The sequence below is a fragment of the Aggregatimonas sangjinii genome (genome assembly GCF_005943945.1).
Classification (GTDB): domain Bacteria; phylum Bacteroidota; class Bacteroidia; order Flavobacteriales; family Flavobacteriaceae; genus Pelagihabitans; species Pelagihabitans sangjinii.
Genome location: NZ_CP040710.1, coordinates 3,957,596 through 3,982,764, shown reverse-complemented (window position 1 = coordinate 3,982,764; position 25,169 = coordinate 3,957,596). Strand labels below are relative to the sequence as shown.

The window sequence follows — 25,169 nt, the reverse complement described above, 5'->3', positions numbered from 1 at the left end:
TATCCCCGGTTTAGAATATGAAAATAATTGAAAAGTTAAAAGGGGTATTAACAAAAGGGAACGCCAGATCAAAGCGGGCCAAGAAGAATATCTTGCTAACGGTTGTTATTAAGGGTCTTGGGATATTGATAGGGTTTATATATTTCCCGTTGTCACTAGATTATTTAGGAGCTGTAAAATTTGGGATATTTTTAACCCTTCTTTCCATTATAGACTGGTTCCTCAATTTTAATATCGGAATTGGCCTGGGCCTGAGAAATAAGTTCGGCGAGGCCGTTGCTCGCGAAGATGATGAGAAGGCCGTACTATATGTAAGTACCGCTTATTTTGTCTTGGGATCTATAGTGATACTTTTAACCGTTGTATTACTTATCCTAAATTTTACTTTGCCTTGGACAAGTTGGCTTAATATTCCTGCGGAACTGATAGACGAGGTTGAAATTCTTGGCGCCATTATTATCGTCGCCTTTGGTGTACGCTTTGTTACCAGTAATATTTACGAGATATTCTATGCCATGCAGAAAATGGCATATGTCGAATACTTTACCTTCCTTACCAAGCTTTCATTTCTCGTACTCATCATCATTATTCCTTTTATAACACCGGATTCCTTATTGCTTTTTGGGTCTGCGAAGGCATTAACTTTCGCGTTGGTTCCTTTGATGGTTGGATTGTATTTTTTTAGGACCAAATTTAAAAAGTACAGACCTTATTTCAAGTATGTGCGCATGGAATATTTCAAGGATTTGTTCTCCCTAGGAATCAAGTTTTTCCTTATCAAAATTTCATTGTTAATCATTCATCAGACCAACAATATTTTAATTGCAAGCTTTGTTTCGGTGGCGGGTGTTCCGCAGTATGAAGCTGCTTATAAATACTTGTCCATTTTTATGATGTTATTTGTAATCATTAACAATCAATTATGGCCATCCAATACCGAAGCTTATGTAAAAGGCGATGTGGTGTGGATGCGCAAGTCACTACGTGTGGTGCTAAAAGTTTGGTTTGTTACTTTAATACTTGCAACGATAATGGTTTCAATCTCACCAATTGTATATAAATTTTGGTTGCAAGAAAATCTCGAAATACCTATTACGGTTTCAATAGCTGTAGCAATTTCAGTTTGTTTGGTTACCTGGATCAATATTTATAGTATTGTCCTGAACGGGACGGGTAAGGTTAGGCTTCAAATGTACGCCTATCTCTTCGCCGCATGCATCAATATTCCTGCTTCTATCTTTTATGTTAGAGTATTGGAACTGGGAGTAGTGGGGATTGTTCTTGGTACCATTACCAGCTTGGTGCCTTTAGCGGTAATAGCTCCTATTCAAGTTAATAAGATATTAGCTAAAAAAGAACACGGCATTTGGGCAAAATAAATATACTGGACTGTAGCGGATTGAATTAAGATTTGATAGGAATTTCACAATATTATTTAAAAGTCCTTAATCGATTTGAAGATAAATACGAATAGCGATAAACATGTTGTTTTCTTAGGGGAAGCAAGATTTCCTTACGGTCTGGCTTCAGTACAACGCATGACCCTTATGGCGAAATCGTTGCTACATGAAAATGTCAAGACGACTATTATCTGCAGGAAAGGCTCTTGGAACGTCGGCGAACATCCAAATTTCAATTACAGGGGTAATTTTGAAGGGATAGACTATATCTATACCTCAAAAGCTGTGCACAAGCCAAAGGGCTTCGTAAAGAGAAACATTCAAAAAATACGAGGAGTTTATGGGGAATTTACATACCTAAGGAATCTTAAAAAACAACAACCGATTACGATGGCGATACTTTCGAACAGAAAGATCTTACATGTTTTGAGGTACTTGTTATTTGCCGCTTATTTCGATTTTCCGATTGTATTGAATTTTGTCGAAATGGCTTCTTCAATGCAACATCGCAATGGTTTCCTAAAGCGGATAAATGATTATATAAATGAAAAATGGGTCATTAGGTTATTTGATGGTGCATTGCCCATAAGTGATAAACTTAAAAATTATTATCATGGTACTTCACCAAATAAGCCCTGTTTAAAAATCCCGGTAATCTGTGATTTTGATATATTCGACGTTCAGAAAACCCCATCGGAAGAATACTTTTTGTACTGTGGTAGCATTTCGTATCGCGAGGTAATCGATTTCATCATCGACGCCTATAGTAGTATCTCAGATGATGAGAATGCGAAATTGTATATGATCGTAAGCGGGGAGAGTCGAGAAGAGACTGCTCGTTTTCAGGACGAAATCAATACGCGTTTTAAGACGCAGCCCATTAAACTCTATTCGAATATTCCATACGAACAACTTGTTCAATTGTATACCAATGCGATCGCTTTGTTGATACCATTGCGGGATACCGTACAAGATGCCTCGAGGTTTCCGCACAAGATCGGGGAATACCTCGCATCGGGAAATCCGGTCGTTACGACCAACTTTGGGGAGATACAGACCTATTTCGAAGACGGTAAGACGGCATTGGTGGCCAGTGACTATGAGGTTGGGAACTTTGCTGAAAAAATGAAATTTGTTTTGGAAAATCCCGAAAAGGCTAAGGAAATAGGAAAAAACGGCTACCGTCTTGGCCTTGCCGAGTTCGATTACAAAGTACTCGGCCAAAAATTATTGACTTTTACCAAGAACTTATCACGACAGCAATAAATCAACGAGATTTAGGGAATGAGCAAGAAACGAAAGAAAATCTGTATTACAATCAATTCCCTCGGTCCCGGAGGTGCTGAAAAACAGTGCCTTTTATTGGCGAAGGCCTTAAGTCCTTATCACTCCGTAACAGTTGTTATTCTAAATCCGGGTCCTCTCTACAGGCCTCGACTTACATTTATAGAAGAAGAGCAACTAAATCATGTGTATTTGGCAAAGAACCCGCTTAAAAGACCTTTCGGGTTGATGCGCTTTTTAAAACGGCAACAAATAGATATTATTTTTTCTTTTCTGCCTACTGACACTTTGCTCTCCTCCATCTGTGGCAAGTTGGCAGGAGTTCCGCTTGTTTTCGGGGGTATTAGAAACAGTTATATGGCCAACGCTAAATTTATCGCTTTAAAGTTGGTGAACAATTATTTATTGAACTATACCATAGCCAACAACTTTGCCGCTTATCGTTCCGCTATCGATTTTGGTTTTAAGAAAAAGGTGTTTGTAATTTCCAATGGTATCGACATCAGGCCATACGTTGAGCGAAAGCACGTAGGGGTAGGACCGGTTCACATAATTAGTTTAGGAAGGCTGGTTCCCCAAAAAGAATATGCTACCGCCCTAAAGTGCATTGCCCATCTTAAGGGAATATTAGATGAGGGGTATAGCTTCACCTACACCATTGTGGGTCAAGGGCCCGAAAAGGAGAAGATTATGACCGACATAAAAGCCCGTGAACTTGAAAATCAAGTTAAGGTTGTAACCGATGCCTCGGACATATACGGAATGCTTGATGATTCCGATGTATACTTGTGTACTTCGTCTTTTGAGGGAGTTTCCAATGCCATTATGGAGGCTATGAATTGTGCCCTGCCTTTGGTGGCTACTGATGCTGGGGATAACGCCCGTTTAGTACTTCATCAAAAAAATGGTTTTATCACGCCAATTCACGATGCAATTGCTTTGGCGAATTTTTTAAAAAAACTGATTCAATCTCCAGAACTACGAATACAGATGGGTAACGCCAGTCATACACATCTTGCCAAAAATTTTAGCTTTGCAACGTTTCAAAAGAAATACTTGAAGTTGATTGAGAATAGTAGTTCAATACAAACACGTAACGGCGAAGTCCACTATGGCGAAACGAACGTATCTTAGTCAAGTCTCTCTACAGTTGCAAAAGTTGAAATTCCAAAAAGCCTTTTGGCAATCCTGATTCCTTATCCGAAAAAATTAATCTGATAAAGACTTATTGAATAAAATGAAGATACTCTTGCTTATCGAAAGCCTTACCTCGGGAGGGAGGGAGAGGAGACTGGTTGAGTTGGTCAAGGGTTTCAGCGATTTTGAGGATGTTGAGCTTGCCGTGGTGGTTTTTTCGGATAAAATTCATTATACCGAGATATTCGACTTTGGTATTCCCGTTAAAATATTAAAACGAGTACCAAAGAAAAATCCGGTTGTATTCTATAGACTTTTTGAATTTTGTCGCAATTGGAAACCCGACTTAATGCACAGTTGGGGCACCATGTCTACTATCTGGGCGATACCTTCATCGGTGTTACTTCGTGTAAAACTTATTAATGCGAATATTGTAAATGCCCCGATTAATATGGGTTTTTTCAATAAACAATATTTTAGGGCCAGGCTTACCTTTCCATTTTCGGAAGTTATTTTAGGAAATTCTTGGGCTGGCTTAAAGGCCTATAAAGTTCCGAAGGAGAAAGCAGTGTGTATTTATAACGGGTTTGGAGTCGAAAGGTTGTCCAATCTCAAAGATGCTGTAGCGATTAGGAAAAGGTTTCATATAAAAACTCCATACGTAATTGGTATGGTGGCGAGCTTTACCGACAAAAAGGATTTTGAAACCTTGATTAATGCCGCGTTGATTTTATTTGAAACGCGCAACGATATTACCTTTCTTGCCATTGGTGAGGGGCCTAATCTTGAGAAATGCAAGAAGCTAATACCACCTGAGTACACTCCGCTTTTTATTTTTACCGGGGTACAGAACGATATAGAATCGATTGTTAATATTTTTGATATTGGGGTGTTGGCGACCAATACCAAAGTTCATGGCGAAGGCATCTCGAACGCCATACTTGAATATATGGCCTTAGGAAAACCTACAGTAGCCACTACCGGAGGTGGTACGAATGAAATCGTAGAAGACATGAAGACTGGATTTTTGATTCCTCCTGATTCACCAAGAGCACTAGCCGATAAAGTAAATTATTTATTGGAAAGCAAAAACGAAGCCGATCAAATGGGTGTTAAAGCTAAAAACAGAATTACGTCAGTGTTTGGATTGGAGAAAATGACTACTGAATATCATAATTTGTATAAAAGGCTGTTAGCCTAATTAAGATAGTTCCTAAAAACGATTGAGTGAAAGGGTAGTCTGGATAGACTGTGTAGAAAAGAGAAAAATGGTCAATGCAGCCCTTAGGAATAGAAAAACGGACGAGCAACTCGAATGAAAAAGAAAAAGAAGATTGCTTTTTTTGGAATTAAATACTTTCCTTCTCGGGGAGGTACTAGTCGTGTAGCCGAGAATTTGATCTTGAACATGGTCGATGAATATGATATTACCATATATTGTTACAAAAACAAGTTGGCACAAAACCATATCGAGGGAGTAAAGGTTGTTGAGTTCCCACGGATTAAACTAGGTGCCTTAGGCGTGTTTTTATATTACTTTATTTGTTACATGCATATCAGGTTCAAGGGGAAATACGATATCGTTCATGCTCATAAGATAGATAGCTTCTTTTTTCTAAAAGGAATTCAAAAAAAGGCAAAGGTAATCGCTACTGTTCATGGAGTCCCCTACAAAGACGGCGTTTGGGGTGGTATCGCCAAGTCGTTTTTTAAGATGAACGAAAAGCGTTTTCTTAGGTTCAATGGTGTGAAAACGGCGATATCAAAACCACTTGCCGAATCCTATGAGTCGAAATATGGTGTAAATGTTGTATTTATTCCTAATGGTATCAATCTTTTGGAGGAGTCTAATGGCGCTATCGCGAATTTTTGGCCGAAAGATGTCCCGTCCGATAAGCCGTTCGTTCTTTTTGCGGCAAGGAGGATTATGAGTACGAAAGGATTACACACCTTGTTATCAGCCTACAAGAAAATTAATTATAAGGGGAATATCTTTGTTGCAGGAGAACTTGATTTTGATCCACCGTATATGAAAAATGTACGAAAGTTAGGGAAAGGATTGAATGTTAGTTATTTGGGATATGTGAGTCCGCTATCAGCCTTATTGCAGTTGGTCAGAAGATGTGAATATTTCGTATTTCCATCTGAAATTGAAGGTATGTCGATAATGTTACTTGAGGTGGCAAGCACCGGAAAAGCAGTATTAGCAAGTGACATTCCTGAGAATAAGCAGGTATTCTGCGATAAAGAAATGCTGTTTTTTGAAAATAAGAATGTTCGTGATTTGGCTGACAAGCTAATTTGGCTTGAAAATAATAAAAAGGAATTCGAAAGATTAGGAGGACTGGCAAGAGATAAAGTTTTCGCCCACTATACTTGGGATAAAATTATACTAGAATATAAATCTCTCTATGACCGCCTCTAAGTAGCGCTTCCCGATGCTTTCGGTACAATTTGTCAAAATGAAGCTACCAAAATCCATTGCTAAAAATAGTATTGGCATTATTTTAAGTATGCTCTTAATAGTACTGATCTATGGGGTTGTAGGTACACCTCTTCCCCACGGGGAAATTGCGTATACTTCTGGAATCGTAGACAGTGTTGGCTGCAGAACCTCTGGTGGCCTTGCAAACGATAGTGGATTGAAGGTTTGGTGTTGGAGTGATGTCAACATACCTGAATATACGGGGCAACAGGGGGTAGCATTTAGTGACGGACAATTAAAAGTTGATTCGGAATGCGACGAAAGACAAGTTACAATCGTAAATGGTCAGTTGGTATTCAGTCTTGATCCCTCAAGCCCACCACCAGGAAAATGGTGTGCTAAGAATTTTAATATGCGCGCCGAGATAAGGACCGTCCCTTGGCATGTAAATCACAAAAAAGGGACTGAAGAGTGGTTTGGTTGGAGCTATACGTTCGGAAGCGACTATATCATAGATAAAGAGACCCCTTGGCTATTCTTTCAGGTACATCCCGGCATACAAAATGTAGCTCCACAAATGGCACTTTGGGTCATAAAAAAAAATCAGTTCAATGGTCATGAGGCAGGGGAAATCTATGTGGTCAATACAGCAAACAATACGGAATACCAACCTACCGGAATTATTCCCGAGGCAGGCGAAACCCTAAATATTGTTATTCATGCCGTATGGGACGATGCGGCGAACGGCCTGCTTCAGATTTGGTTGAACGGTGTTTCGGTCTATGATCGACAAGTCGCTACTGTCTTTGACAAGTATCCTTGGGGTGGTAATGCAAAATGGGGTATCTACAAATGGCGATGGGCCAACGCCGATGACGTGAAAAAATCCCGGCAAAAAGGGGTTACCAAGCTTCAAACTTCAATGGGACCTTTGCGTATGATTACAAGAACACCCGACCATCCCGCATACGGTAAAAACGCTTATTCTACCGTAATGCCACAATAAAATCATTTTTTTACTGTTTTTTTAAGACTGTTTTACCAACATGTAAAAAGTCGCTATCCTGGTAACATGTTGAAATGTATGCGGTATCATGTGTCTTAATCAGTGGTAGTATTCCCACTCTTCATTTTAAGACGGTGGCATAATTAGTTGCCGATTAAAATTGAAGTCCCAAATTCAATAGTCAGCTTATGATCGACCTACGACCTGCCAGATGGCAAATCAATCTTCTATGTTTAATAGGCATCTCTCTTATAATGGTTCTTTCCTGCAGTAAAGATGCACAAATCGCTGCTGAGCAAATTGAAACGGAAAAAAAATCGCAAGTAGGGGAAGAAAAACCTCCCGTTGCGGAAGTCGGGAACATCGATTGTGGTTCTGGTGGAGGAAAAGCGGATGAAGCCAAAGCCAAAATCTGGTGTTGGGATACGATTACAATTCCCGAATATACTGAAGCCAAAGGTGTTTTATTCAGTAATGATGAGCTCAAGACCAATTCGGAATGCTACGAAAAACAGGTGAGTATAGCTGGTGACCGATTGAAATTTACCGTAAATCCGACCACACCAACTCCGGAGAGTTGGTGTGGGAGAAGTTATAATATGCGAGCGGAGGTTAGTACCGCACCTTTTCGAATACAGCATCCTCAAGGAACTGAGGAGTGGTTCGGATGGACCTATGAATTTGGGCCTGCTTACATAGCAGATGCTAGAACCCCATGGATAATGTTTCAATGCCATAATGGTCTCGTAGGCGAGAAGCCCTTGATTTCACTTTGGGTAACCAGTGGCGATGGACAATTCAATACAGGGGAGATTACTCTGGTCAATGCTGCGAACAGTTCTAGTTCGAATCAATACTATCCCACGGGTGTTTATCCGATAGCCGGTCAAAAACTTAAAATTGTAGCTCATGTGGTTTGGGGAGATGATACTAACGGTCTAGTGCAAATCTGGATTGATGATGTAAAAGTGCACGACGTACAGTCAAGAACCATTCAAGCGAGTGCCCCATACGGAGGCAATGCAAAATGGGGAATCTATAAATGGAAATGGGCAAATGAAAGTAGTGTTGTAGATTCACAGGAACAGGGTATTTCCGTGTTAGAGACGTACATGGGGACATTGCGAATAGTTACTAGGAAACCCAGCGACTCGCAATATGGAGCAAATGCATATACCCTCGTAGAACCGGATTGAAGAATTGGGCCTATTCTATCTAAGATAGCATTAGGGTTGAGGTGCTAAGCATGGGTTAGTTTTAAAATTTTCATAAATAGTGAATTGGGGCCGCGAACTATTTCAAGTTATATGTAGAAATACACCAATCACATTTTCGTCCGATAATGAAAGTGTAGGCTTAAACGCCTGAAAGGCTGCTTGTTTTGGAATTTCAATGCACCTTTCCTGATGATATAGCCATATTATCATAAAGCTTTTTACATTTTACTGATAACCGGTCAAACTGGTTTTTCGAACCTTAAGCCGTAATTCAGGACAATAGTACGGTTGGATTAACTCCCTTATTTACCCCAAAATCGATGTAAAATTTAGGAAAAAAGGTATTTCATCGATTATTTGTGTCTTTTGTCGGCTATTTCTTAATTTTGCTCGTACTTCTTTTGTGGGTTTTTTAAAATTTTCACCTGCCCTACATAGCCATCCAATGAAATTACGATTTACCATACTGCTATATGGTTTTATAGCCTTTCTTATACTACTTTCCTGCAGTTTAGACGAGGGTGTGCTTAGTGAATATGTGGTAAAGGAGCCCGAGCCCACAAGCGAACAACCCAACGATTCTACTTCTGTGGGTGGAGATGGGGCCTCGGAAGAACCACCTGAAATTGAGGATAGTGATTTCGGGATGGTCGAAATGGAAAGTAGGACCACCGCTTTCCGACCTATTCATGATGCCTATATTCAAGATGGTCAAGGCTTTGATCGAGAACTTGTTCGCTTAGCGGAAGATAGCAGAACAAGTTACCTCATGTTCGATTTAAGTGAAATCGATTCCATAGAGGGCTATATTACAAGTGCTAGTCTACGTTTTATAGTCGACCAAGACAACGGTAGTGGTAAAATCGAGGTTTTCAAAGGAAGTTCGAACCAATGGACGGAAGATACCCTTTCCGAAACTACCGCGCCCGAAGCAGATACCTTATTGGGTGTCACGCAACAAGTATATGACATTGAGGAACAAATAACCATCGGTTTGGATGAGGCAAACCTGTTTCCTGAAGTTGCAACATTAATATTAAAGCTCGAAGATGGTGAAGCTTTTGCTTTCGCTTCCAAGGAAAATGAAACCGTTGCCGGTAGCGAATTGGTCGTTGCATATCAGGCGCCGGTCACCGCTGACCTTATCGTAATCGAAGACCCCGTAATCGAAGACCCCGTCATCGAAGAGTCCGAGGAAGATACAACCGAAGAGGAGACTACGGAGGAAGAAGACCCCGAAAATTCCGAGACTACAAATGCTGCACCAGTAGCGGTTTTAAGCGCCTCCGAAACCAGTGGAGTTGCGCCTCTAACGGTAAATTTTATAGGCAGTAGTTCTACTGACGACAAAGGTATATCCAGTTATTCTTGGGATTTTAAGGATGGAAGTTCTGCGACGACGGCGAATGCCGAACATACGTTCACAACGCCAGGCACCTATGAGGTCGCCCTTACGGTTACCGATGAAGAAGGTATGTCCAATGCAGCAGCAGTTTCCATTACCGTCACCGCTCCCAACGAGGCGCCTTTGGCCGAGGCAAGTGCTAGCGTAACCACGGGTACCGCGCCCTTAAAAATAGTTTTTTCAGGGGAAGGGTCTTCAGACGATACCGGGATTACTTCCTATTTATGGGATTTCAAGGACGGCAATACCGCCACGACCGCGAACGCCGAGAATACCTTTGCCGGAGCCGGTACTTTTGAGGTAGTTTTTACGGTAACCGATGCCGATGGTCTCTCCGCATCGCAAATACTACCGATTGTTGTAACAGGGGTCAATCAGGCGCCGGTTGCAAAGGCCAGTGCCGGTGTACTTTCCGGTATCGCGCCCTTAGAAGTAGCTTTTACGGGAAGCGAATCTTCCGACGACAATGGAATTATATCGCATACATGGGATTTTAAGGATGGCAATACAGCTTCAACGGCCAATGCCAAGAATACGTTTACAGAAGCGGGTATTTATGATGTAGTTTTGAAGGTGACCGATGCGGATGACCTCTCTGCAACACAGACGCTCACCATTACTGTGACTGCCCCCAATGAGGAGCCAGTGGCCCGGGCAAGTGCCAGTTCGGTATCAGGAGCAGTACCTTTCAAAGTAAATTTTATCGGCAGTGAATCCTCCGATGATAAGGAAGTCGTATCCTATGCATGGGATTTTAAGGACGGGAATACGGCAACGACCGCAAACCCTGAAAATACGTTTACCGAGGCCGGTACTTATGAAGTAGTTTTAGAGGTGACCGACGCAGAGGGTCTAACCGCGACCGCGGCGATTTCAGTTGTAGTTACCAACCCGAATACGGCCCCGATGGCCACCGCAAGCGCAAGTACCTTATCCGGTACTGCTCCTTTGCAGGTCAGCTTTTCTGGAAATAGTTCAAGCGATGATAATGGCATCACTTCCTATCTCTGGGATTTTAGGGACGGGAATACGGCAACGACCGCAAACGCCGAACATACTTTTGTAGCTGCGGGCACCTATGAAGTGGCCTTGACCGTTACCGATGCCGAAGGACTATCCGCAACCGAGGAACTATCGATTACCGTTAGCAACGCTAATGCGGCACCAGTAGCAAGGGCAAGTGCCAATACCCTCTCCGGTACGGTTCCTCTACAAGTCAGCTTTACGGGAAATAATTCAACCGATGATAATGGCATCACCTCCTATCTCTGGGATTTTAAGGATGGGAATACGGCGACCACCGAAAATCCCGAGCATACATTCGCGGCGGCCGGCACTTACGAGATAACCTTAATCGTTACGGATGCGGATGGCTTAACTAGTGAAGATACAGTGTCGATTACGGCAACCGAAGTTGAAAATGCGGCGCCCGACGCAGTGGCCAATGCGAACACGTTAAGTGGAAATGCACCTTTGACAGTTAGTTTTACGGGCAGCGATTCGTCCGACGATAAGGGCATTGCGAGCTATGTCTGGGATTTCTCCGAGAGCACATCGTCAAACGCCAATACTACTTATACCTTTGAAAACCCAGGAATCTATGACGTTAGCCTTACGGTCTTTGACAATGAAGGACTAAGCGATACCGAGCTACTTACCATCAATGTTGCTGAAGCGCCAAGGGGCAATATCGACTGTAGTACTGGAGGAGGTTTTTCAAATGAAAGCGGTAAGAAAATCTGGTGCTGGAGTTCTCATACCATTCCAGAGTATTCCGAAAGAAAAGGCGTTCTATTTAGCGATGGCCAAATGAAAACAGATACGCACTGTTACGAAAGGCAGGTTACAGTAGAAGGGGACCGACTAAAATTTAGGGTTGATCCGGTCAATCCCATTGCTGAAAGTTGGTGCGAAAAAGATTTCAATTATCGAGCCGAAATAACTACTTGGCCATTTCGGGTACAGCACCCGGTAGGCACGGAAGAATGGTTGGGCTGGACATATGAATTTGGTTCGAACTACAAGGTTGATCCAATCCACCCCTTTATAATGTTTCAGTTTCACAATGGTATTGTAGGTACCAAACCACTTCTTGCGTTATGGGTCAATAGCGAGGAGGGACAATTCAATGCAGGAGAGATTTCACTGGTCAATTCCGCTGATACCAGCATATCCAACCAATACCATCCTACCGGAGTTTATCCAAGGGCGGGACAAAAATTAAAGATAGTCGTTCATGTGGTCTGGGGAGACAATAATACAGGCAAACTTCGTATGTGGATCGACGATGTAAAAGTACACGATACGCAAATGAGAAATGTGCAAACCGAAGCGCCCTACGGTGGTAATGCAAAATGGGGAATCTACAAATGGAAATGGGAAAACGAAGAAGCTATAATAGAATCTAGGGAACAAGGTGTGTCTTTTATTGAAACATATCTGGGCACTCTCAGAATGGTGACCAGAAGACCGGGTGATTCGGACTATGGCAAAGATGCGTATTCGCTGGTAGAACCGGATTGATTCGTATTTCGGGGAATTAAAGAGCAAACTGCACTGCTTTGCTATGGCCTCCCAATTTTGATTTGTGTTCATAATTCTTAAACCAGCCGGTCTACTAGTATTTTTTTAGTCAATGTTTAAATGAGTTCATTCACTATAATGGGTATTGCCTATATTTAAGGAATGATTTTAACCAAAAAAGAGCTTCGTTTTTATATTGCGGCAGATAGGTTAATGGCGGGTAAAACGGAAAGAATTCGTTTTAAGGAACGGCTTCGCAACCTGCTCAACCCAGACCATATCCTCAATTACTTAAAGGCTATGCGCAAGGTTGCCTATTATAAAAACACAAAAAAAAAAGGAAGCCTAAATTATTATTATTACCAAAGAGCCTATACTAGATTAGGTATAAGATTAGGTTTCAGTATAGACCCGAATAGTTTCGGTTATGGCTTACTTATCCCACACTATGGTACCATTGTAATCAATTCAGATACAAAAGCGGGCAATTACTGCGTATTGCACACCTCAACCTGCATCGGTGGATCTGGGAAAGTTATAGGACATGGCCTCTACTTGGCGTCCGGAGCTCAAATTATGGGTGCCGAGCTAACACTGGGCGAGAACATTTCCATTGGTTCTAATTCTATGGTGAACAAGTCATTTGAAGCGTCCAACGTACTACTAACGGGTTCGCCTGCGACCATAAAGAAGAAAACATCGGCATGGTATGATAGGGACGGGGAGGTCTACGCACAAAGAGTTAAGGCCGTAGAAACTTTACTTCATAAATATAGTGGCCCCTCATAGCGCACAAACTTAGTGCAAATCACTTAAAGATTGTTTTGTACTATTTTCTCTTAACGCGGTCAATTTAATGTTCAAAAAGTTTGAATAAACGAATGTAAAGAATAACACTAATGCAGGCACTACGGTAATAAAATTCCGCCCTCGGCCATCTAAGAGAACAATTCCACCGGTATAAATAAGACTGAACAGCAGAAGTGCATTTATTTCGAAGCAGGATTTTTTTCTGTTCCTCAAAAATGGGTAGATACTTAGGACCCATAAAAAGAGAATAAGCACATTGGGTATCATATACCCATAAGCATTCAGGCTCTGATTCCTATAAGAAAATGGAAAATGAAAAACAAGTCTGCTCAGACTTGCCACTGTATTCTTTAGATATTTTTTAGGATGTGCCTTCATGTTCGCAATAGCTGCGGCTTTAAAAACACTATCTCTTTCGATATACGACAAGGGTTCTAAGGTGAGGTAAAACTCCTTGTGATTTTTAGATAACTCGTTTAAATTTTTATAGGGGGTAGTAGGCGTGTAATCAGTATCCCCTCCAAACAAAACATCCTCTTTTGAAAACCAATTGCCCCATTCATTTGGGTACGGGGTGGAGCGATGGTACAGAATTTCACCGCCGCCGCTACCAACATAAAATAACTTACCGGTTATGGTATAGGCATAAACTAAATAAGGAAGCAATATAAGAAAGCTTCCCGCTAAAATCAGCAAAGCTCGTATGGGCGTCCTGTTTTTTTTCCACAGTAAGAGCAAAATCAGACAGAGCGCACTTACCATAATCACTTGTAGGTATATGATTTTAGTAAGTATCAGAAGCCCAAGAAATATCGAGGCGGTACAAAGTTGTTTTAGGCGAATTACTTTTTGCCTATAAATTTGACAAACGTAAAAAATCAGACCACACATTAAAAAGTAGGCCATCGGTTCGGAATACAAAAAGGGTAACCACCGTAGCACGGGAGGATACAGCCCAATCATGTATACAGCGATAAGCGCGAATTTCCCCTCTGCAAATAAATCAATGGTTTTTTTAAAATAAAATACCGCCATGGCAACAAAAGCGATATTTAAAAACTTCAAAGTAAGCAATGAGCAGCCGACAGCGATAAAAGGAGCCAAAACCAAAGGGTAACCGGGTCCATTCCTGAAATTCGGATTCTCAGCCTCAACATAATACCCATTGGTCAGGTTCAGAGCGTAGTTGAAGTGCCGGCTTTCATCCCCCATCAGGATATCTGAAGAAAAGACCAAGACGATAATGATATATATCAAAAGCAAGGGCAGGTATAGTAATGCTTCTTTGGGGAACGTATGCTTTGTCATTCGGGCTAGTCTAGTTGTAGGGCAATTTTTTAAGAGGTTTGTTTGTGAACTATCAGTTCTGATTGATTTTTTTAGTTTCCCTTAAAATCGCCGAATTCAGGTGAAAAAGTTCGTCAAAGTACCGCTTTTTTTGAAGCGATATAAACCCTTGTCCCATTAATTGAAGCGAAATGATCAGCGTGGTGCTTCCAACGATAAAGGAGTAGGGCCTTTGCCTAAAAACCTCAGATACCGCTAGAGAGAATCTGTTTTCGAATCCGGTGGTCAATAATGCGGTCGCATCGTACTCAAGATAGGTGTTGATGAATATCCAAACAATAATATAGAGGGAAATCAGGAAAATAGTGATACCGATTAGCCAAAAGAACATATACGGCCTAAATATAAAACTGTTGACAAGCCCGTTGAAAATACCTGTAATGATACGCAAACTCGAGGTTCGGGTCTTGCCCATTGCTTTTTGCTCAGACCAGTCGAGATGTGCCGGGATTTCAGTAACCGTGGCACGTAAGATATACGCCTTTAAAAGAATTTCCGAATTGATATCGAATGTGCTGGACTTGGTATTTAGGGATCGTATAAAATCGCCTTTATAGGCCCTTACCATACCGGTAAAGGTGTAAATATCGAGCCTCGACGCTTTGCGCATCATAAAGTTTATGGTCTTACTCAATAGTAACCTTATCCTGGGCACTGCGGTGTTTTTGCCACCTTTCATATAGGGTGAGGCAATGACCATATCGGCCTCGCATTGCCGTATTTTAAGCAATAATTTTTCAATATGGTCGGGAGCGTAGCTTAAATCAATATCCATAACGATTACGAAGTCCCCGTTGCTGTTATTGAATCCCGTACGAAGTGCAGTGCCTAAATTTCGATTGATTTTATGATGATAAACGGTAAGATTAGTATAGTCTTTGGCAATAGCATCGGCCAAAGGCCCCGTTCTATCCGTACTGCCGTCGTTGATGAGTATAACCTCCCAACGATATAGTGTGTCTAGGCCATTTAAATAATTATACAACCGGGCAATATTTCGCTCGATAAGTATTTCTTCATTGAAAGCAGGTAGAATAACGCTGACAAGTGGTTTTTCATTATTTTCCTGATTCGGTACGATCGTCATTTTGGTTGTTTGGTCAAGCAAATAGGCCTATGGCGTAGCACAGCACTTTAATAGTCATAAATTTAAAAAAAAAACCGTCCAATCCCTCCCTGTACCGTTGAACAGGATCTTTTAGATGATAACTGACGGATTTTGCCGATATTACGTATAGGATTCGGTGGCCTTCAATGTTCTTTTCCACTGTTTATTTAGGAAGCGGTCGGGACTGCTATCGATGTTAAAACGGTTCTTTCCTTTATGGCCGTTACATGGTCGTTCATATTCGTTAAAGTAAAGTGCTTACCTAATTTTTTCATTACCTTTTTGAATATGAAAATTTTTCGATCACTGGAAATATTCATCCCCGGAAAGAATGCCAGACTTGTAATTTGATCGCCGCCGATCAAATCCAAAGGGTGCAATAAAAAGCTGGGTTCGGTTTTAGTGAGCTTGCACAGGAAAATGGCGATATTCAGGTATAACATCATTAAATGAATAGAGATGTTACTTATAAATAGTAAGTAGCTCAGGTGAAAAGGTATTCTAAAAACAGGCATGGTGGTAACCGGGAGTTCAAGTAATTTATGTTGTTTGGTAAATTTCCAATAATACGGTTTTAACCGACGAAAGCCGTCCGAGAATTTACCAAAAATCTCCTTTCTGTCTTCTTTCTCTTCTTTGGAAAGGCTAGAAGTGCTAAAGTAGTACAAACGCGCCAATGGACCGATTATCGTAGGCAGTGTTGAGGCATCGTAAGCATACCCTTTTTCGGATAATACCTCGAGTAGGGTACTGCTCCAACTAAATCCGGGTCCACGAAAACCCGTAGGGGTTTTTCCCGTAACTTTTTCTATAATCGTATGTGCCGAATCGATTTCATTCTTCATTTCTTCTTTCGAATAAAGGTGAAGCCATGTCTCATGTTTGAACGAATGATTGGCAATCTCGTGTCCGGCATCGGCGAGAGCCCTTAGATAGGCATGATTCTGCTCAAAGGCCGCGTCCTGACCTACAATAAAGAAGGTGATTTTAAGATTCAATTCATCTAGAACCTTTAGAATATGAGGCACGAATATATCAAGATAGGAAGGGAATTTTTCCCAACCTGCCTCACCGTGTATCTTCATATAAGACCATTGATTATCCAGGTCTAAAGAAAGGCTCAAAAGTGGTTTGCTCATCTTCAATGCATTGCTATGTGCTCGATTCCCCTACTAGTTCTTTGTTGAAAGCGGTCATAAAGCGATCAACATGTTTGACAACGGTGTTATTATTCACAGAGTCGTTAACGAATTGTGCAGTATTGAGAACATAAAAATCGGGATGCTTCGTATTGAGCCTGGGGACCATTTCAGAGAAGTTGAGCTCTTGTAAGGGCTGTACTTTAAAGGCCCGGTGTATATGTGCCGATAAAATATCGGTCTCTTTGAGGTCAGGATATAGGTAATATACACCTTTAAGAAAGTAGGCTTCCAGCTCTTCATCCGATTTTGACCAAAGTGGGTCGTTTTCGTCTATATATTTAGGAAAGTACGTAAGATGTTTGCCTCCCGTCTCCTTGAGGTCGACCAAAGAACTCATACCGATTACACCAGTAAACGGAGTGTCATTGTCACCAATGTTTAGCACGTAATACGGGGTAAGCGATTGTTTTGTGACCAATACTAAACAAATAGCACCAAGATAGGATATGGGGCGTTCAACATTTGAGATTTCGAATAGTTCGGGAGACACGATTTTTTCCAAGGCATTCAAAGGTCCGGTGAAAATAACTTTGTCAAAATGTTCGAAATTTCCATCATGACCAACAAGAAGGCCGTTTTTTTGCGCTGCCTTGATTTCTGTAACGGTCCTCCCCTTAAGTACTTCCGACCCAGCTTCGACAAGTAGGTTTTCAAACCGGTCAAAAATGGTCTTATAGCCTCCGGTAACGTACCCCATATGTTCTTTTTGTGCAGCAGAGCTGCGCGAGCGAAAGAGTCTTTTTATATAGGTCCAGATAAATACTGCGGATACCTTTTTGTGATTTTCGCCCAATTTGGCCTGCAGCATAGGTGCCCAAAATTTCTCATAGGTGCGCTTTCCTCCAAGTTTTATGAGCCAATCGTTTACCGGTATTTTCTCTAGGGATTTCCAGTCATTTATCTGAGCCCCTCTGAAAAGCGTGTAACCCAACCGGATTTTATCGATAAGCCCAAGAACGGGAAACATCAAAAACTCTTTAGAACTACTGAGCGAGTAGAATTTTTTGTCCGTATAGTACCCTGTTAGCGAACGTCTCCAATGTAATTTTTTATCGAGACCTACCTCTTGCAATAATTCGACCAGTTCTTGATCGGTCGGGGTAATAACATGATAGAATTTGTCCCATACGAAATCGCCATAATCTTGGTAAGTGGTCAAGCCGCCGAGTTGTGAATCTCGTTCGAATATGGTTGCTTTGGCATCGTTTTTTGAAATTTCATGTGCTAAAACTACACCCATAAAACCACCCCCTATAATCGCTATTCTCATACAGTACTTATTTTTTTAAGAGTATTTCTTTTTTGCCATTCAAAAGTAAGTCGTAGCCCCTCTCTTAATGGGGTCTTCGCTTTAACCCCTAAAATCTTTTCGGCTTTCGTCGTATCCGGTACTCGTCGCATGACATCCTGATATTTTCTACCGGAAGAAATGTCGTTATACGGAATAAGCTCTATAGGACAATCGGATGGTTCATCGGAAATCTCCTTTAGCATATGAGCTAGCTCTAAAATGGTTATTTCTTCATTGGCACCGATATTGAATATTTCGCCATTCGCCTCCGGTTTCATAGCGGCAGCATACATACCCTCGATGGTGTCGGCAACATAGGTGAAGGTTCTGGTCTGTTGCCCATCTCCGTGAATAGGTATCTTTTTGTCATTGAGGATGCAATCGATAAAAACGGATTGCGGTCCTCCCCACCAAGATAAATGTTGATTTGGCCCGTAGGAACCGAAAAATCGTAATAAGACCACTGGAAAATCGTAATCTTCCATGTAGGCGAGGGCCAAATGCTCATCAAAAAGCTTTGAAACGGCATAGGACCAGCGCGAAACCTTTGAGTCGCCAATGACACAGTTGCCATCTTCTACAAAGGGCAGATCGGGACTCATTCCGTAAACATCCGAAGTAGAGGCAAGTACAAATTTACATTTTTGCGCGCGAGCTAGATTCAACATGTTCTCTGTACCTTTCGAATTGATTTTAAGCGTATCCACTGCATTGCCATATCTGGGAATTTTAAAGGCGGCCAAATGTACGATAATATCAAAATCATCATCCATGTCCCGAATGATAAAATTGTCTAAGATATCCTCTTCGAGAAAAAGAAAGTTCTTGTGGCCAATGCAGCTTTGAATATTTTCGATTCTTCCCATTGAAAGGTTGTCGATACCTACTACATAATGCCCTTCCTTTAATAATTTTTCGAGTAAATTGGAACCTAGGAATCCAGCTACTCCTGTTACAAGTATTTTCTTTGGTGTTGTCGTCATTTGGTTTGGTAAATGGTGTTAGTTAATGGAAGGCGCAATTTAGTTTAATTACAGAACAATTTAAAATTGTGAAGTTGCCGTTCGTAGAGTAAACAAGGTAGGTTATCGATTAACGGCATTGTTTTGGAAAGAATGCTACCTAATCGGATTTGCAGAATGGGTATTTACAAAAAAATCCGCACTACTAAAATGTACTTTCGGTATTTTAAGGAGATTTTTCGGTAAAGATGTGGCTCTTTTTTCAAAAGGTGTGTTTAAGACTCTTCAAAGGACCTTAGTAGAATCTCCACTATTCTGGTAGCGGCATTCCCATCGCCATAGAGTTCTTGGTCTTTTTCAAATATGACGGTTTTCGCCTTTTTCAGAACAATTTGAAGGTCATCCGCACCGGCAAGAAAGTTATTCCCGTTTACTATCAGCTCGGTCCATTCCGTTTCTTCCCGGAGTGTAATACAGGGAACCTTCTGGAAGTATGCTTCCTTTTGAACTCCGCCTGAATCGGTAATTATAATGCTGGCATGTTTTTCAAGCATCAGCATATCTAGATAACCGACCGGATCTATAAACGTTATGGGAGAGTTGTTAAAGGAATATCCGATTTTTTTTAGACTTTGTGCCGTTCGCGGATGAAGAGGCAAAACGAGCTTTTCATTTTGAGCTATTTTTTCCAAGCTCGCAAAAATGTTTTGCAGCTTTTCGGGGTCGTCGGTATTCTCTGCGCGGTGTATCGTAGTTAAAATGTAGCCTTTGGGCTTCAGGTTAAATGATGACAATACTAAGGAAAGGGTTTCTGCTAGTGCGCTATATCTTAAGGTGGCGTCGAACATGACATCCCCGACCTCTACGATACAATCCTCATCCAAGCCCTCCCGCAAAAGGTTTTGTGTGGCTGTGGGCGTCGGTGTAAAAAGAAAAGATGAAGAATGATCGGTAATGATTCTGTTGACCTCTTCTGGCATTTTTTTGTTAAATGATCGAAGACCGGCCTCTATATGTGCAACAGGAATATGTAATTTAACGGCTGCCAAAGCGCCGGCCAAGGTAGAGTTCGTATCACCATATAAGATAACGATATCGGGCTTCTCCTTTAAGAGCACTTCTTCTATCCCAATGAGCATCTTACCTGTCTGCGCTCCATGATATCCACCGGATATCCCGAGATTATAAGTAGGCTCCGGGATACCCAATTCTTCAAAAAAAACGGCCGACATGGTTTCATCGAAATGCTGTCCTGTATGTACCAAGACCTCGTGAATACCTTCAGTTTTAATGATAACGTGGGATATAGTTGCAGCTTTGATGAACTGTGGGCGGGCTCCGATGACGGTCAGTATTTTCAATTTCGTTCTTTTGGTGCTATATCTGATTAAATATCTTTTGAGTTTTTCGCAATAGGATGATAATCCCCTTTTAGTCCAATAGGCTTTGCATTTCTAATATCATGTACAACTTCTATCGCTTGTCTGGTCTCCTCTATTCCAAAACCATTTCCTGATATGATATCTTCATAGGATGCGGTATGCAGATTTGTAAATCCTTTACTAAAATTGAGTTCCTCACCAGCTATTCTCAAGGATCGATAGGTTCTTTGTCCTAATGCTTTGATATCTTCGGGTAGGAATGCTTCGTTAAGAGATAGAAACCATCGCACCTTGGCCTGATTTAATTCAAGAAAGCCGGCGGCACGGTCTTTTTCATGAACATGCACGATATTATCCTTTACTGGTCCAAAAATCCAAGTAAGCATATCGAAAAAATGCACACCGATGTTAGTGGCGATTCCTCCGGATTTGGAATCATCACCTTTCCAAGACGAAAAATACCAATTCCCGCGACTTGTTAAATAAGTAAGATCAATGTCATAAACTTTGTCGGCAGGTCCCTCTTGTATTTTTTTCCGTAACGCAATAATGCTTGGATGTAACCTTAATTGAAGAATATTCCAAATGCGATTGCCCGATTCATTCTCCATATGCGCCAATTTATCGACATTCCATGGATTTAATACGATGGGTTTTTCACAAATGGCATCAGCGCCATGTCTGAGCGCAAATCGGATATGTGAATCGTGAAGATAGTTTGGCGTACAGACGCTGATATAGTCTAAAATTAGATTTTTCTCATATTTCAATTTTTCCAAATGCCTATCGAACCGCTCGAACTCTACGAAAAAGTCTGCGTTAGGGAAGTAGCTGTCGATAATGCCCACGCTATCATATTTATCAAGAGCGACTATCAAGCTGTTGTTGGTATCCTTGATTGCCTGCAAATGTCGCGGCGCAACAAATCCGGCGATTCCCAGAAGCCCGAAATTTTTCATAGTAATTTTCTTTTTACTTTACCATTGTAAAGTTCATATACCTCGCCACTTTCGGAACATATAGCTGTTCCCTCCTGTGAAAAATTCAACCGGTTTCCGTATTCGCTTACCCAGCCAATTTGCTTGGCCGGATTGCCGACCATAAGTGCGTATGGTAGGACATTCACGGTAAGCACGGCGCCAGCACCTATCAAAGCATAAGAGCCTATGGTGTTCCCACAAACAATCGTTGCGTTCGCGCCAATGGTCGCCCCTTTTTGTACCAAGGTCCTTTCGAATTTATCTTTCCTATTGATCGCACTTCTTGGATTACTCACATTTGTAAAGACCATTGAGGGGCCAAGAAAAACATCATCTTCGCAAATAACTCCAGTGTAGATAGAAACATTGTTTTGAACTTTGCAATTTTTGCCCAAAACTACCTTAGGGAAAACAACCACATTTTGCCCGATCGTGCAATTGTCGGCAATACTGCAATCACTCATAATGTGCGCAAAATGCCAGATTTTGGTACTATCGCCTATTTGGGCGCCTTTATCGATAATGGCCGTTTCATGTGCAAAATAGTTCGTATTCATATCAGTTGGCACAGTAGTCGATTTTTAAAGCACTCCCCATATTAGTTCTCTATATCGATTGGATTAAGCGTAATTCTATCGGTGATATCAATTCGTTTTATGAAGTGCAATATCGTCCTTTTTTAATACATTTAACAACAAAACTACGCATGCCTTCTTTTCTAAAAACACTCTTGACCCGCTTTTTAAAATGGCGGTACAAGAATGTTTCCGACAAAACCTTCGTTCATATGATGGGGGTGGTCGTCGGACTTTTGGCCGGATTGGCCGCGGTGGTCTTAAAGAACCTTACCTTTTTTATCCAGACCTCGCTTGAAGAGGGTATCGTTTTTTCCAGTAACGGGCTGTATTTTATTCTTCCGATTATCGGTCTTACACTGGTCTATCTCTATGTAAAATTCATTCATAAGAAAAAATTGGAGCACGCGGTATCTTCGATTTTGTTCGCGTTATCAAAGAAAAAGGGGAATATCGATTTAAAAAAAATCATAACCCCCTTGATTACCGCACCATTAACCGTTGGCTTTGGTGGATCGGTCGGTTTGCTCGGCCCGGCGGTCGCGTCTGGTTCTGCAATCAGCTCAAATCTAGGAGGAATACTGCATATGAGTGCCAAAAGAAAATCGCTGCTCATAGCCTGTGCTTCTGCGGGTGCGGTCGCTTCTATCTTTCAATCACCCATTGCCGCGATTATCTTTGCGGTAGAAATTTTCAGTATCGACTTTACCATGCTCTCGGTCATGCCCTTGCTGCTGGCGTCGATTTCAGGGGTATTGACCTCCTATTTTTTTCTGGGGAACGAGGTGCTGTTCAGCTTCTCACTTTCCGATAGTTTTGAGATAAGGGATACGCTTTTTTACGTGCTTTTGGGGGTAGGTACGGCCTATGCCTCGGTATATTTTACCAAAATGTATTTTGGCATATTGAAGCTATTCAAGCCGTTACGAAGTCCGAAATACCGGCTTCTGGTCGGTGGGCTGGCCATCGGCGGCATGCTTTATATGATTCCGCCCTTGTACGGGGAAGGTTTCGGTTTTATCAACGATTTATTGGATGGAAATCATTTATCCGCTTTGGGAACGACGCCCTTCGACCGCTACTTGAGCAACATTTGGGTCGTGATCGCTTTGTTGTTTGGGATCACTATATTTAAAGCCGTGGCGATGACGACCACATTTGCCGCAGGTGGAGCGGGCGGTATATTCATCCCTACCATGGTCATGGGCAGCGCCCTAGGTAATGTGGTGGCCAAGGTCATCAATAATTTAGGATTGGGCTTTGCGGTTTCGGAGAGTAATTTCACTCTAATCGGCATGGCCGGGCTGATTGCCGGCGTGCTGCATGCGCCATTGACGGCGATTTTTTTAATTGCGGAAATTACGGGGGGATACGAACTCTTCGTTCCGCTAATGATTACCGCGGCAATCTCGTACTTGATCGCGAAAAAAACCATCAATCATACCATTTACACCAGAGAGCTGGCCGAGAGCGGAGAATTGCTCACCCACGACAAGGACCAAAATGTGTTGACCGTAATGCGTATTGAAGATGTGCTGGAGCAGGATTTTAAAGCCGTTCGTCCGACCACCTCACTAGGTGAAATGCTGCACGAGTCGGTCTCGAAATCCACTAGGAATATTTTTCCGGTAATCGATGAGAGCCGAGCGCTGGTAGGTATTGTCTTGTTGGATGATATTCGGGAATTCATGTTCGATACCGCGTTGTACAGGACAACCACTGTGGCAACCTTTATGCGTGCCGCCCCCGAGTACATTTTTTACGAGAAAGACAGTATGCAACAAATCATGAAAAAGTTTCAGGAAAGCGGGGCTTGGAACTTGCCCGTCATCAAAGAGGGCAAGTATTACGGCTTTATTTCCAAATCGAAGCTGTTGACCGCCTATCGCCGGCAATTGATTAATTTTACCCAGTAATAGTTGGCTCTAAGTTTCTGAACCAAGCACCTAATTTCCTTCGGCAAGGGGAGGCTGCCAAGGTCGGCTCTTATTGAGCAAGGCCTTTATCCATAAGTAAAGAATATATGAAATACATCATTACCGCAATAGTCATCGTATCGTTGGGCCTGATCGGTTATGGGTTTTCGTTGGAAGCATCGCAAGAAGCCCTCGCCGACAAATTTATCGGCTTGGGTACCTTGGGGCTATTCCTGTTGGCTATGCCGCTTTTTCTCTACAAAGAGAGTAAGCATCGTAAAATGAAGGATTATATGCTCAACGAGGAAAATGTGCGGAGAATGAGAGGAGAAGCTATAGAAAAGCCTGAAAATCAGGAAGGTCAAGGTAAATGATTAGGAAAAAGTAAGATTTTTTTCTTAAATTAGAGATGCAATTTTTCTAATATAATCTGTAATGGCATGACTGGAACTGTAAAATTTTTCAATGAATCCAAAGGATACGGGTTCATTACCAACGACGAGACTGCAAAGGACATTTTTGTACACGCAACGGCACTGAACGGACTCACCTTGAACGAAGGCGACAAAGTCATTTATGAGGAAGAAGAAGGAAGAAAAGGCATAGTGGCCGCACAAGTGCAACTCGCGGAATAAACGAATGCACTTTGAATGAAAAAACGACCCCCGTTCATAACGGGGGTTTTTAGTTTAGATTCCGCTTTTGAATAAAAAATCGTTTCAATAGTTCGGCTGCCTCGTTTTCCAGAATACCCCCTATAATTTTCGTTTTGGGGTGTAATTTTGTTCCCATGGCACTACATCCGCGTTGGGGATCAGGAGCCGCAAAAACCACTTTGGAGACTTGGCTCCAAAATAGCGCTCCGGCACACATCTGGCAGGGTTCTAAGGTAACATATAAGGTGCAGCCCTTCAGGTATTTTCCGCCTAAGAAATTGGCCGCTGCGGTAATCGCCTGCATTTCGGCATGTGCCGTTACGTCGTTCAACTGCTCGGTAAGGTTATGCGCCCGTGCAATGATCCGATCTTGAATAACCACTACCGCCCCGATAGGCACTTCACCTTTTTCGAAGGCCATCTCGGCCTCCTGTAAGGCTCTTTTCATAAAGTAGGTATCATCGTAAGGGAGAATCATGTGCCGGTTTTGAACGTAAAGCAGCAAATATAATTTTTTGGTCACAAAAAAACCCTGAAGTACGT

The 25,169-nt window shown here is 41.8% G+C and carries 21 protein-coding genes; 12 read left to right on the top strand and 9 right to left on the bottom strand.

Annotated elements, in window-relative coordinates:
* Positions 1 to 17 precede the first annotated feature (17 nt).
* The 9 genes from FGM00_RS16655 (at position 18) to FGM00_RS16615 (ending at position 13,186) form a co-directional block, all read left to right on the top strand.
* Positions 18 to 1,379 (top strand): lipopolysaccharide biosynthesis protein, encoded by a 1,362-nt coding sequence (locus FGM00_RS16655; RefSeq protein ID WP_138853999.1) that lies wholly within the window; start codon positions 18 to 20, stop codon positions 1,377 to 1,379.
* Positions 1,380 to 1,454: 75 nt separating this feature from the next.
* Complete coding sequence (locus FGM00_RS16650; protein WP_138853998.1) at positions 1,455 to 2,666, top strand: glycosyltransferase; 1,212 nt, start codon at positions 1,455 to 1,457, stop codon at positions 2,664 to 2,666.
* An 18-nt stretch (positions 2,667 to 2,684) separates the two neighbouring features.
* Positions 2,685 to 3,818: a glycosyltransferase gene (locus FGM00_RS16645; protein ID WP_138853997.1), complete on the top strand. Its 1,134-nt coding sequence runs from the start codon at positions 2,685 to 2,687 to the stop codon at positions 3,816 to 3,818.
* A gap of 103 nt (positions 3,819 to 3,921) precedes the next feature.
* On the top strand, positions 3,922 to 5,022 hold the full coding sequence (locus FGM00_RS16640; RefSeq protein WP_138853996.1) for a glycosyltransferase: 1,101 nt from the start codon (positions 3,922 to 3,924) through the stop codon (positions 5,020 to 5,022).
* A 114-nt stretch (positions 5,023 to 5,136) separates the two neighbouring features.
* Complete coding sequence (locus FGM00_RS16635; RefSeq protein ID WP_138853995.1) at positions 5,137 to 6,246, top strand: glycosyltransferase family 4 protein; 1,110 nt, start codon at positions 5,137 to 5,139, stop codon at positions 6,244 to 6,246.
* A gap of 37 nt (positions 6,247 to 6,283) precedes the next feature.
* On the top strand, positions 6,284 to 7,252 hold the full coding sequence (locus tag FGM00_RS16630) for a heparin lyase I family protein (RefSeq protein ID WP_175416259.1): 969 nt from the start codon (positions 6,284 to 6,286) through the stop codon (positions 7,250 to 7,252).
* Between the two features lie 188 nt (positions 7,253 to 7,440).
* A complete protein-coding gene (locus tag FGM00_RS16625) occupies positions 7,441 to 8,448 on the top strand; it encodes a heparin lyase I family protein (protein WP_138853993.1) in 1,008 nt (335 codons plus the stop codon).
* 466 nt (positions 8,449 to 8,914) lie between these two features.
* Positions 8,915 to 12,397: a PKD domain-containing protein gene (locus tag FGM00_RS16620; protein ID WP_138853992.1), complete on the top strand. Its 3,483-nt coding sequence runs from the start codon at positions 8,915 to 8,917 to the stop codon at positions 12,395 to 12,397.
* A gap of 162 nt (positions 12,398 to 12,559) precedes the next feature.
* Positions 12,560 to 13,186, top strand: a complete 627-nt coding sequence (locus FGM00_RS16615; protein ID WP_138853991.1) for an LbetaH domain-containing protein — start codon at positions 12,560 to 12,562, stop codon at positions 13,184 to 13,186.
* 9 nt (positions 13,187 to 13,195) lie between these two features.
* Here the strand turns inward: FGM00_RS16615 and FGM00_RS16610 are convergent, their stop codons facing one another.
* From FGM00_RS16610 to FGM00_RS16575, 8 genes are all read right to left on the bottom strand, one after another.
* Positions 13,196 to 14,515, bottom strand: a complete 1,320-nt coding sequence (locus FGM00_RS16610; protein ID WP_138853990.1) for a hypothetical protein — start codon at positions 14,513 to 14,515, stop codon at positions 13,196 to 13,198.
* Positions 14,516 to 14,567: 52 nt separating this feature from the next.
* On the bottom strand, positions 14,568 to 15,641 hold the full coding sequence (locus tag FGM00_RS16605) for a glycosyltransferase family 2 protein (RefSeq protein ID WP_138853989.1): 1,074 nt from the start codon (positions 15,639 to 15,641) through the stop codon (positions 14,568 to 14,570).
* 188 nt (positions 15,642 to 15,829) lie between these two features.
* Positions 15,830 to 16,801 carry a polysaccharide deacetylase family protein gene (locus tag FGM00_RS16600; RefSeq protein ID WP_138853988.1) on the bottom strand — a complete coding sequence of 324 codons (972 nt, stop codon included), beginning with the start codon at positions 16,799 to 16,801 and terminating at the stop codon, positions 15,830 to 15,832.
* Positions 16,802 to 16,814: 13 nt separating this feature from the next.
* Complete coding sequence (locus FGM00_RS16595) at positions 16,815 to 18,134, bottom strand: NAD(P)/FAD-dependent oxidoreductase (RefSeq protein ID WP_138853987.1); 1,320 nt, start codon at positions 18,132 to 18,134, stop codon at positions 16,815 to 16,817.
* Complete coding sequence (locus tag FGM00_RS16590) at positions 18,131 to 19,138, bottom strand: NAD-dependent epimerase/dehydratase family protein (RefSeq protein ID WP_138853986.1); 1,008 nt, start codon at positions 19,136 to 19,138, stop codon at positions 18,131 to 18,133. Before FGM00_RS16590 ends, FGM00_RS16595 begins: the two co-directional genes overlap by 4 nt.
* A gap of 254 nt (positions 19,139 to 19,392) precedes the next feature.
* Positions 19,393 to 20,478: a non-hydrolyzing UDP-N-acetylglucosamine 2-epimerase gene (gene wecB, locus FGM00_RS16585; RefSeq protein ID WP_138853985.1), complete on the bottom strand. Its 1,086-nt coding sequence runs from the start codon at positions 20,476 to 20,478 to the stop codon at positions 19,393 to 19,395.
* Between the two features lie 26 nt (positions 20,479 to 20,504).
* Positions 20,505 to 21,458, bottom strand: a complete 954-nt coding sequence (locus tag FGM00_RS16580) for a Gfo/Idh/MocA family protein (RefSeq protein WP_138853984.1) — start codon at positions 21,456 to 21,458, stop codon at positions 20,505 to 20,507.
* Entirely contained in the window at positions 21,455 to 22,036 is a 582-nt protein-coding gene (locus tag FGM00_RS16575) for an acyltransferase (RefSeq protein ID WP_138854740.1), read from the bottom strand. The genes FGM00_RS16580 and FGM00_RS16575 overlap by 4 nt, the downstream gene beginning before the upstream one ends.
* Positions 22,037 to 22,185: 149 nt before the next feature.
* On the opposite strand from FGM00_RS16575, the gene FGM00_RS16570 reads away from it, so the two are divergent.
* The 3 genes from FGM00_RS16570 (at position 22,186) to FGM00_RS16560 (ending at position 24,605) form a co-directional block, all read left to right on the top strand.
* The gene (locus FGM00_RS16570; RefSeq protein ID WP_138853983.1) at positions 22,186 to 23,970 is read left to right on the top strand and encodes a chloride channel protein; all 1,785 of its coding nucleotides are present in this window, start codon (positions 22,186 to 22,188) and stop codon (positions 23,968 to 23,970) included.
* Positions 23,971 to 24,077: 107 nt separating this feature from the next.
* The gene (locus tag FGM00_RS16565) at positions 24,078 to 24,344 is read left to right on the top strand and encodes a hypothetical protein (protein ID WP_138853982.1); all 267 of its coding nucleotides are present in this window, start codon (positions 24,078 to 24,080) and stop codon (positions 24,342 to 24,344) included.
* Positions 24,345 to 24,410: 66 nt separating this feature from the next.
* Entirely contained in the window at positions 24,411 to 24,605 is a 195-nt protein-coding gene (locus FGM00_RS16560) for a cold-shock protein (RefSeq protein WP_138853981.1), read from the top strand.
* A gap of 49 nt (positions 24,606 to 24,654) precedes the next feature.
* Here the strand turns inward: FGM00_RS16560 and FGM00_RS16555 are convergent, their stop codons facing one another.
* Complete coding sequence (locus tag FGM00_RS16555; protein WP_138853980.1) at positions 24,655 to 25,104, bottom strand: nucleoside deaminase; 450 nt, start codon at positions 25,102 to 25,104, stop codon at positions 24,655 to 24,657.
* Positions 25,105 to 25,169 lie beyond the last annotated feature (65 nt).

Coding starts and splice junctions, on each gene's coding strand:
- FGM00_RS16655 (WP_138853999.1), top strand. CDS start 18: ATGAAAATAATTGAAAAGTTAAAAGGGGTATTAACAAAAGGGAACGCC.
- FGM00_RS16645 (WP_138853997.1), top strand. CDS start 2,685: ATGAGCAAGAAACGAAAGAAAATCTGTATTACAATCAATTCCCTCGGT.
- FGM00_RS16640 (WP_138853996.1), top strand. CDS start 3,922: ATGAAGATACTCTTGCTTATCGAAAGCCTTACCTCGGGAGGGAGGGAG.
- FGM00_RS16635 (WP_138853995.1), top strand. CDS start 5,137: ATGAAAAAGAAAAAGAAGATTGCTTTTTTTGGAATTAAATACTTTCCT.
- FGM00_RS16630 (WP_175416259.1), top strand. CDS start 6,284: ATGAAGCTACCAAAATCCATTGCTAAAAATAGTATTGGCATTATTTTA.
- FGM00_RS16625 (WP_138853993.1), top strand. CDS start 7,441: ATGATCGACCTACGACCTGCCAGATGGCAAATCAATCTTCTATGTTTA.
- FGM00_RS16620 (WP_138853992.1), top strand. CDS start 8,915: ATGAAATTACGATTTACCATACTGCTATATGGTTTTATAGCCTTTCTT.
- FGM00_RS16615 (WP_138853991.1), top strand. CDS start 12,560: ATGATTTTAACCAAAAAAGAGCTTCGTTTTTATATTGCGGCAGATAGG.
- FGM00_RS16610 (WP_138853990.1), bottom strand. CDS start 14,515: ATGACAAAGCATACGTTCCCCAAAGAAGCATTACTATACCTGCCCTTG.
- FGM00_RS16605 (WP_138853989.1), bottom strand. CDS start 15,641: ATGACGATCGTACCGAATCAGGAAAATAATGAAAAACCACTTGTCAGC.
- FGM00_RS16600 (WP_138853988.1), bottom strand. CDS start 16,801: ATGAGCAAACCACTTTTGAGCCTTTCTTTAGACCTGGATAATCAATGG.
- FGM00_RS16595 (WP_138853987.1), bottom strand. CDS start 18,134: ATGAGAATAGCGATTATAGGGGGTGGTTTTATGGGTGTAGTTTTAGCA.
- FGM00_RS16590 (WP_138853986.1), bottom strand. CDS start 19,138: ATGACGACAACACCAAAGAAAATACTTGTAACAGGAGTAGCTGGATTC.
- FGM00_RS16580 (WP_138853984.1), bottom strand. CDS start 21,458: ATGAAAAATTTCGGGCTTCTGGGAATCGCCGGATTTGTTGCGCCGCGA.
- FGM00_RS16575 (WP_138854740.1), bottom strand. CDS start 22,036: ATGAATACGAACTATTTTGCACATGAAACGGCCATTATCGATAAAGGC.
- FGM00_RS16570 (WP_138853983.1), top strand. CDS start 22,186: ATGCCTTCTTTTCTAAAAACACTCTTGACCCGCTTTTTAAAATGGCGG.
- FGM00_RS16565 (WP_138853982.1), top strand. CDS start 24,078: ATGAAATACATCATTACCGCAATAGTCATCGTATCGTTGGGCCTGATC.
- FGM00_RS16560 (WP_138853981.1), top strand. CDS start 24,411: ATGACTGGAACTGTAAAATTTTTCAATGAATCCAAAGGATACGGGTTC.
- FGM00_RS16555 (WP_138853980.1), bottom strand. CDS start 25,104: ATGATTCTCCCTTACGATGATACCTACTTTATGAAAAGAGCCTTACAG.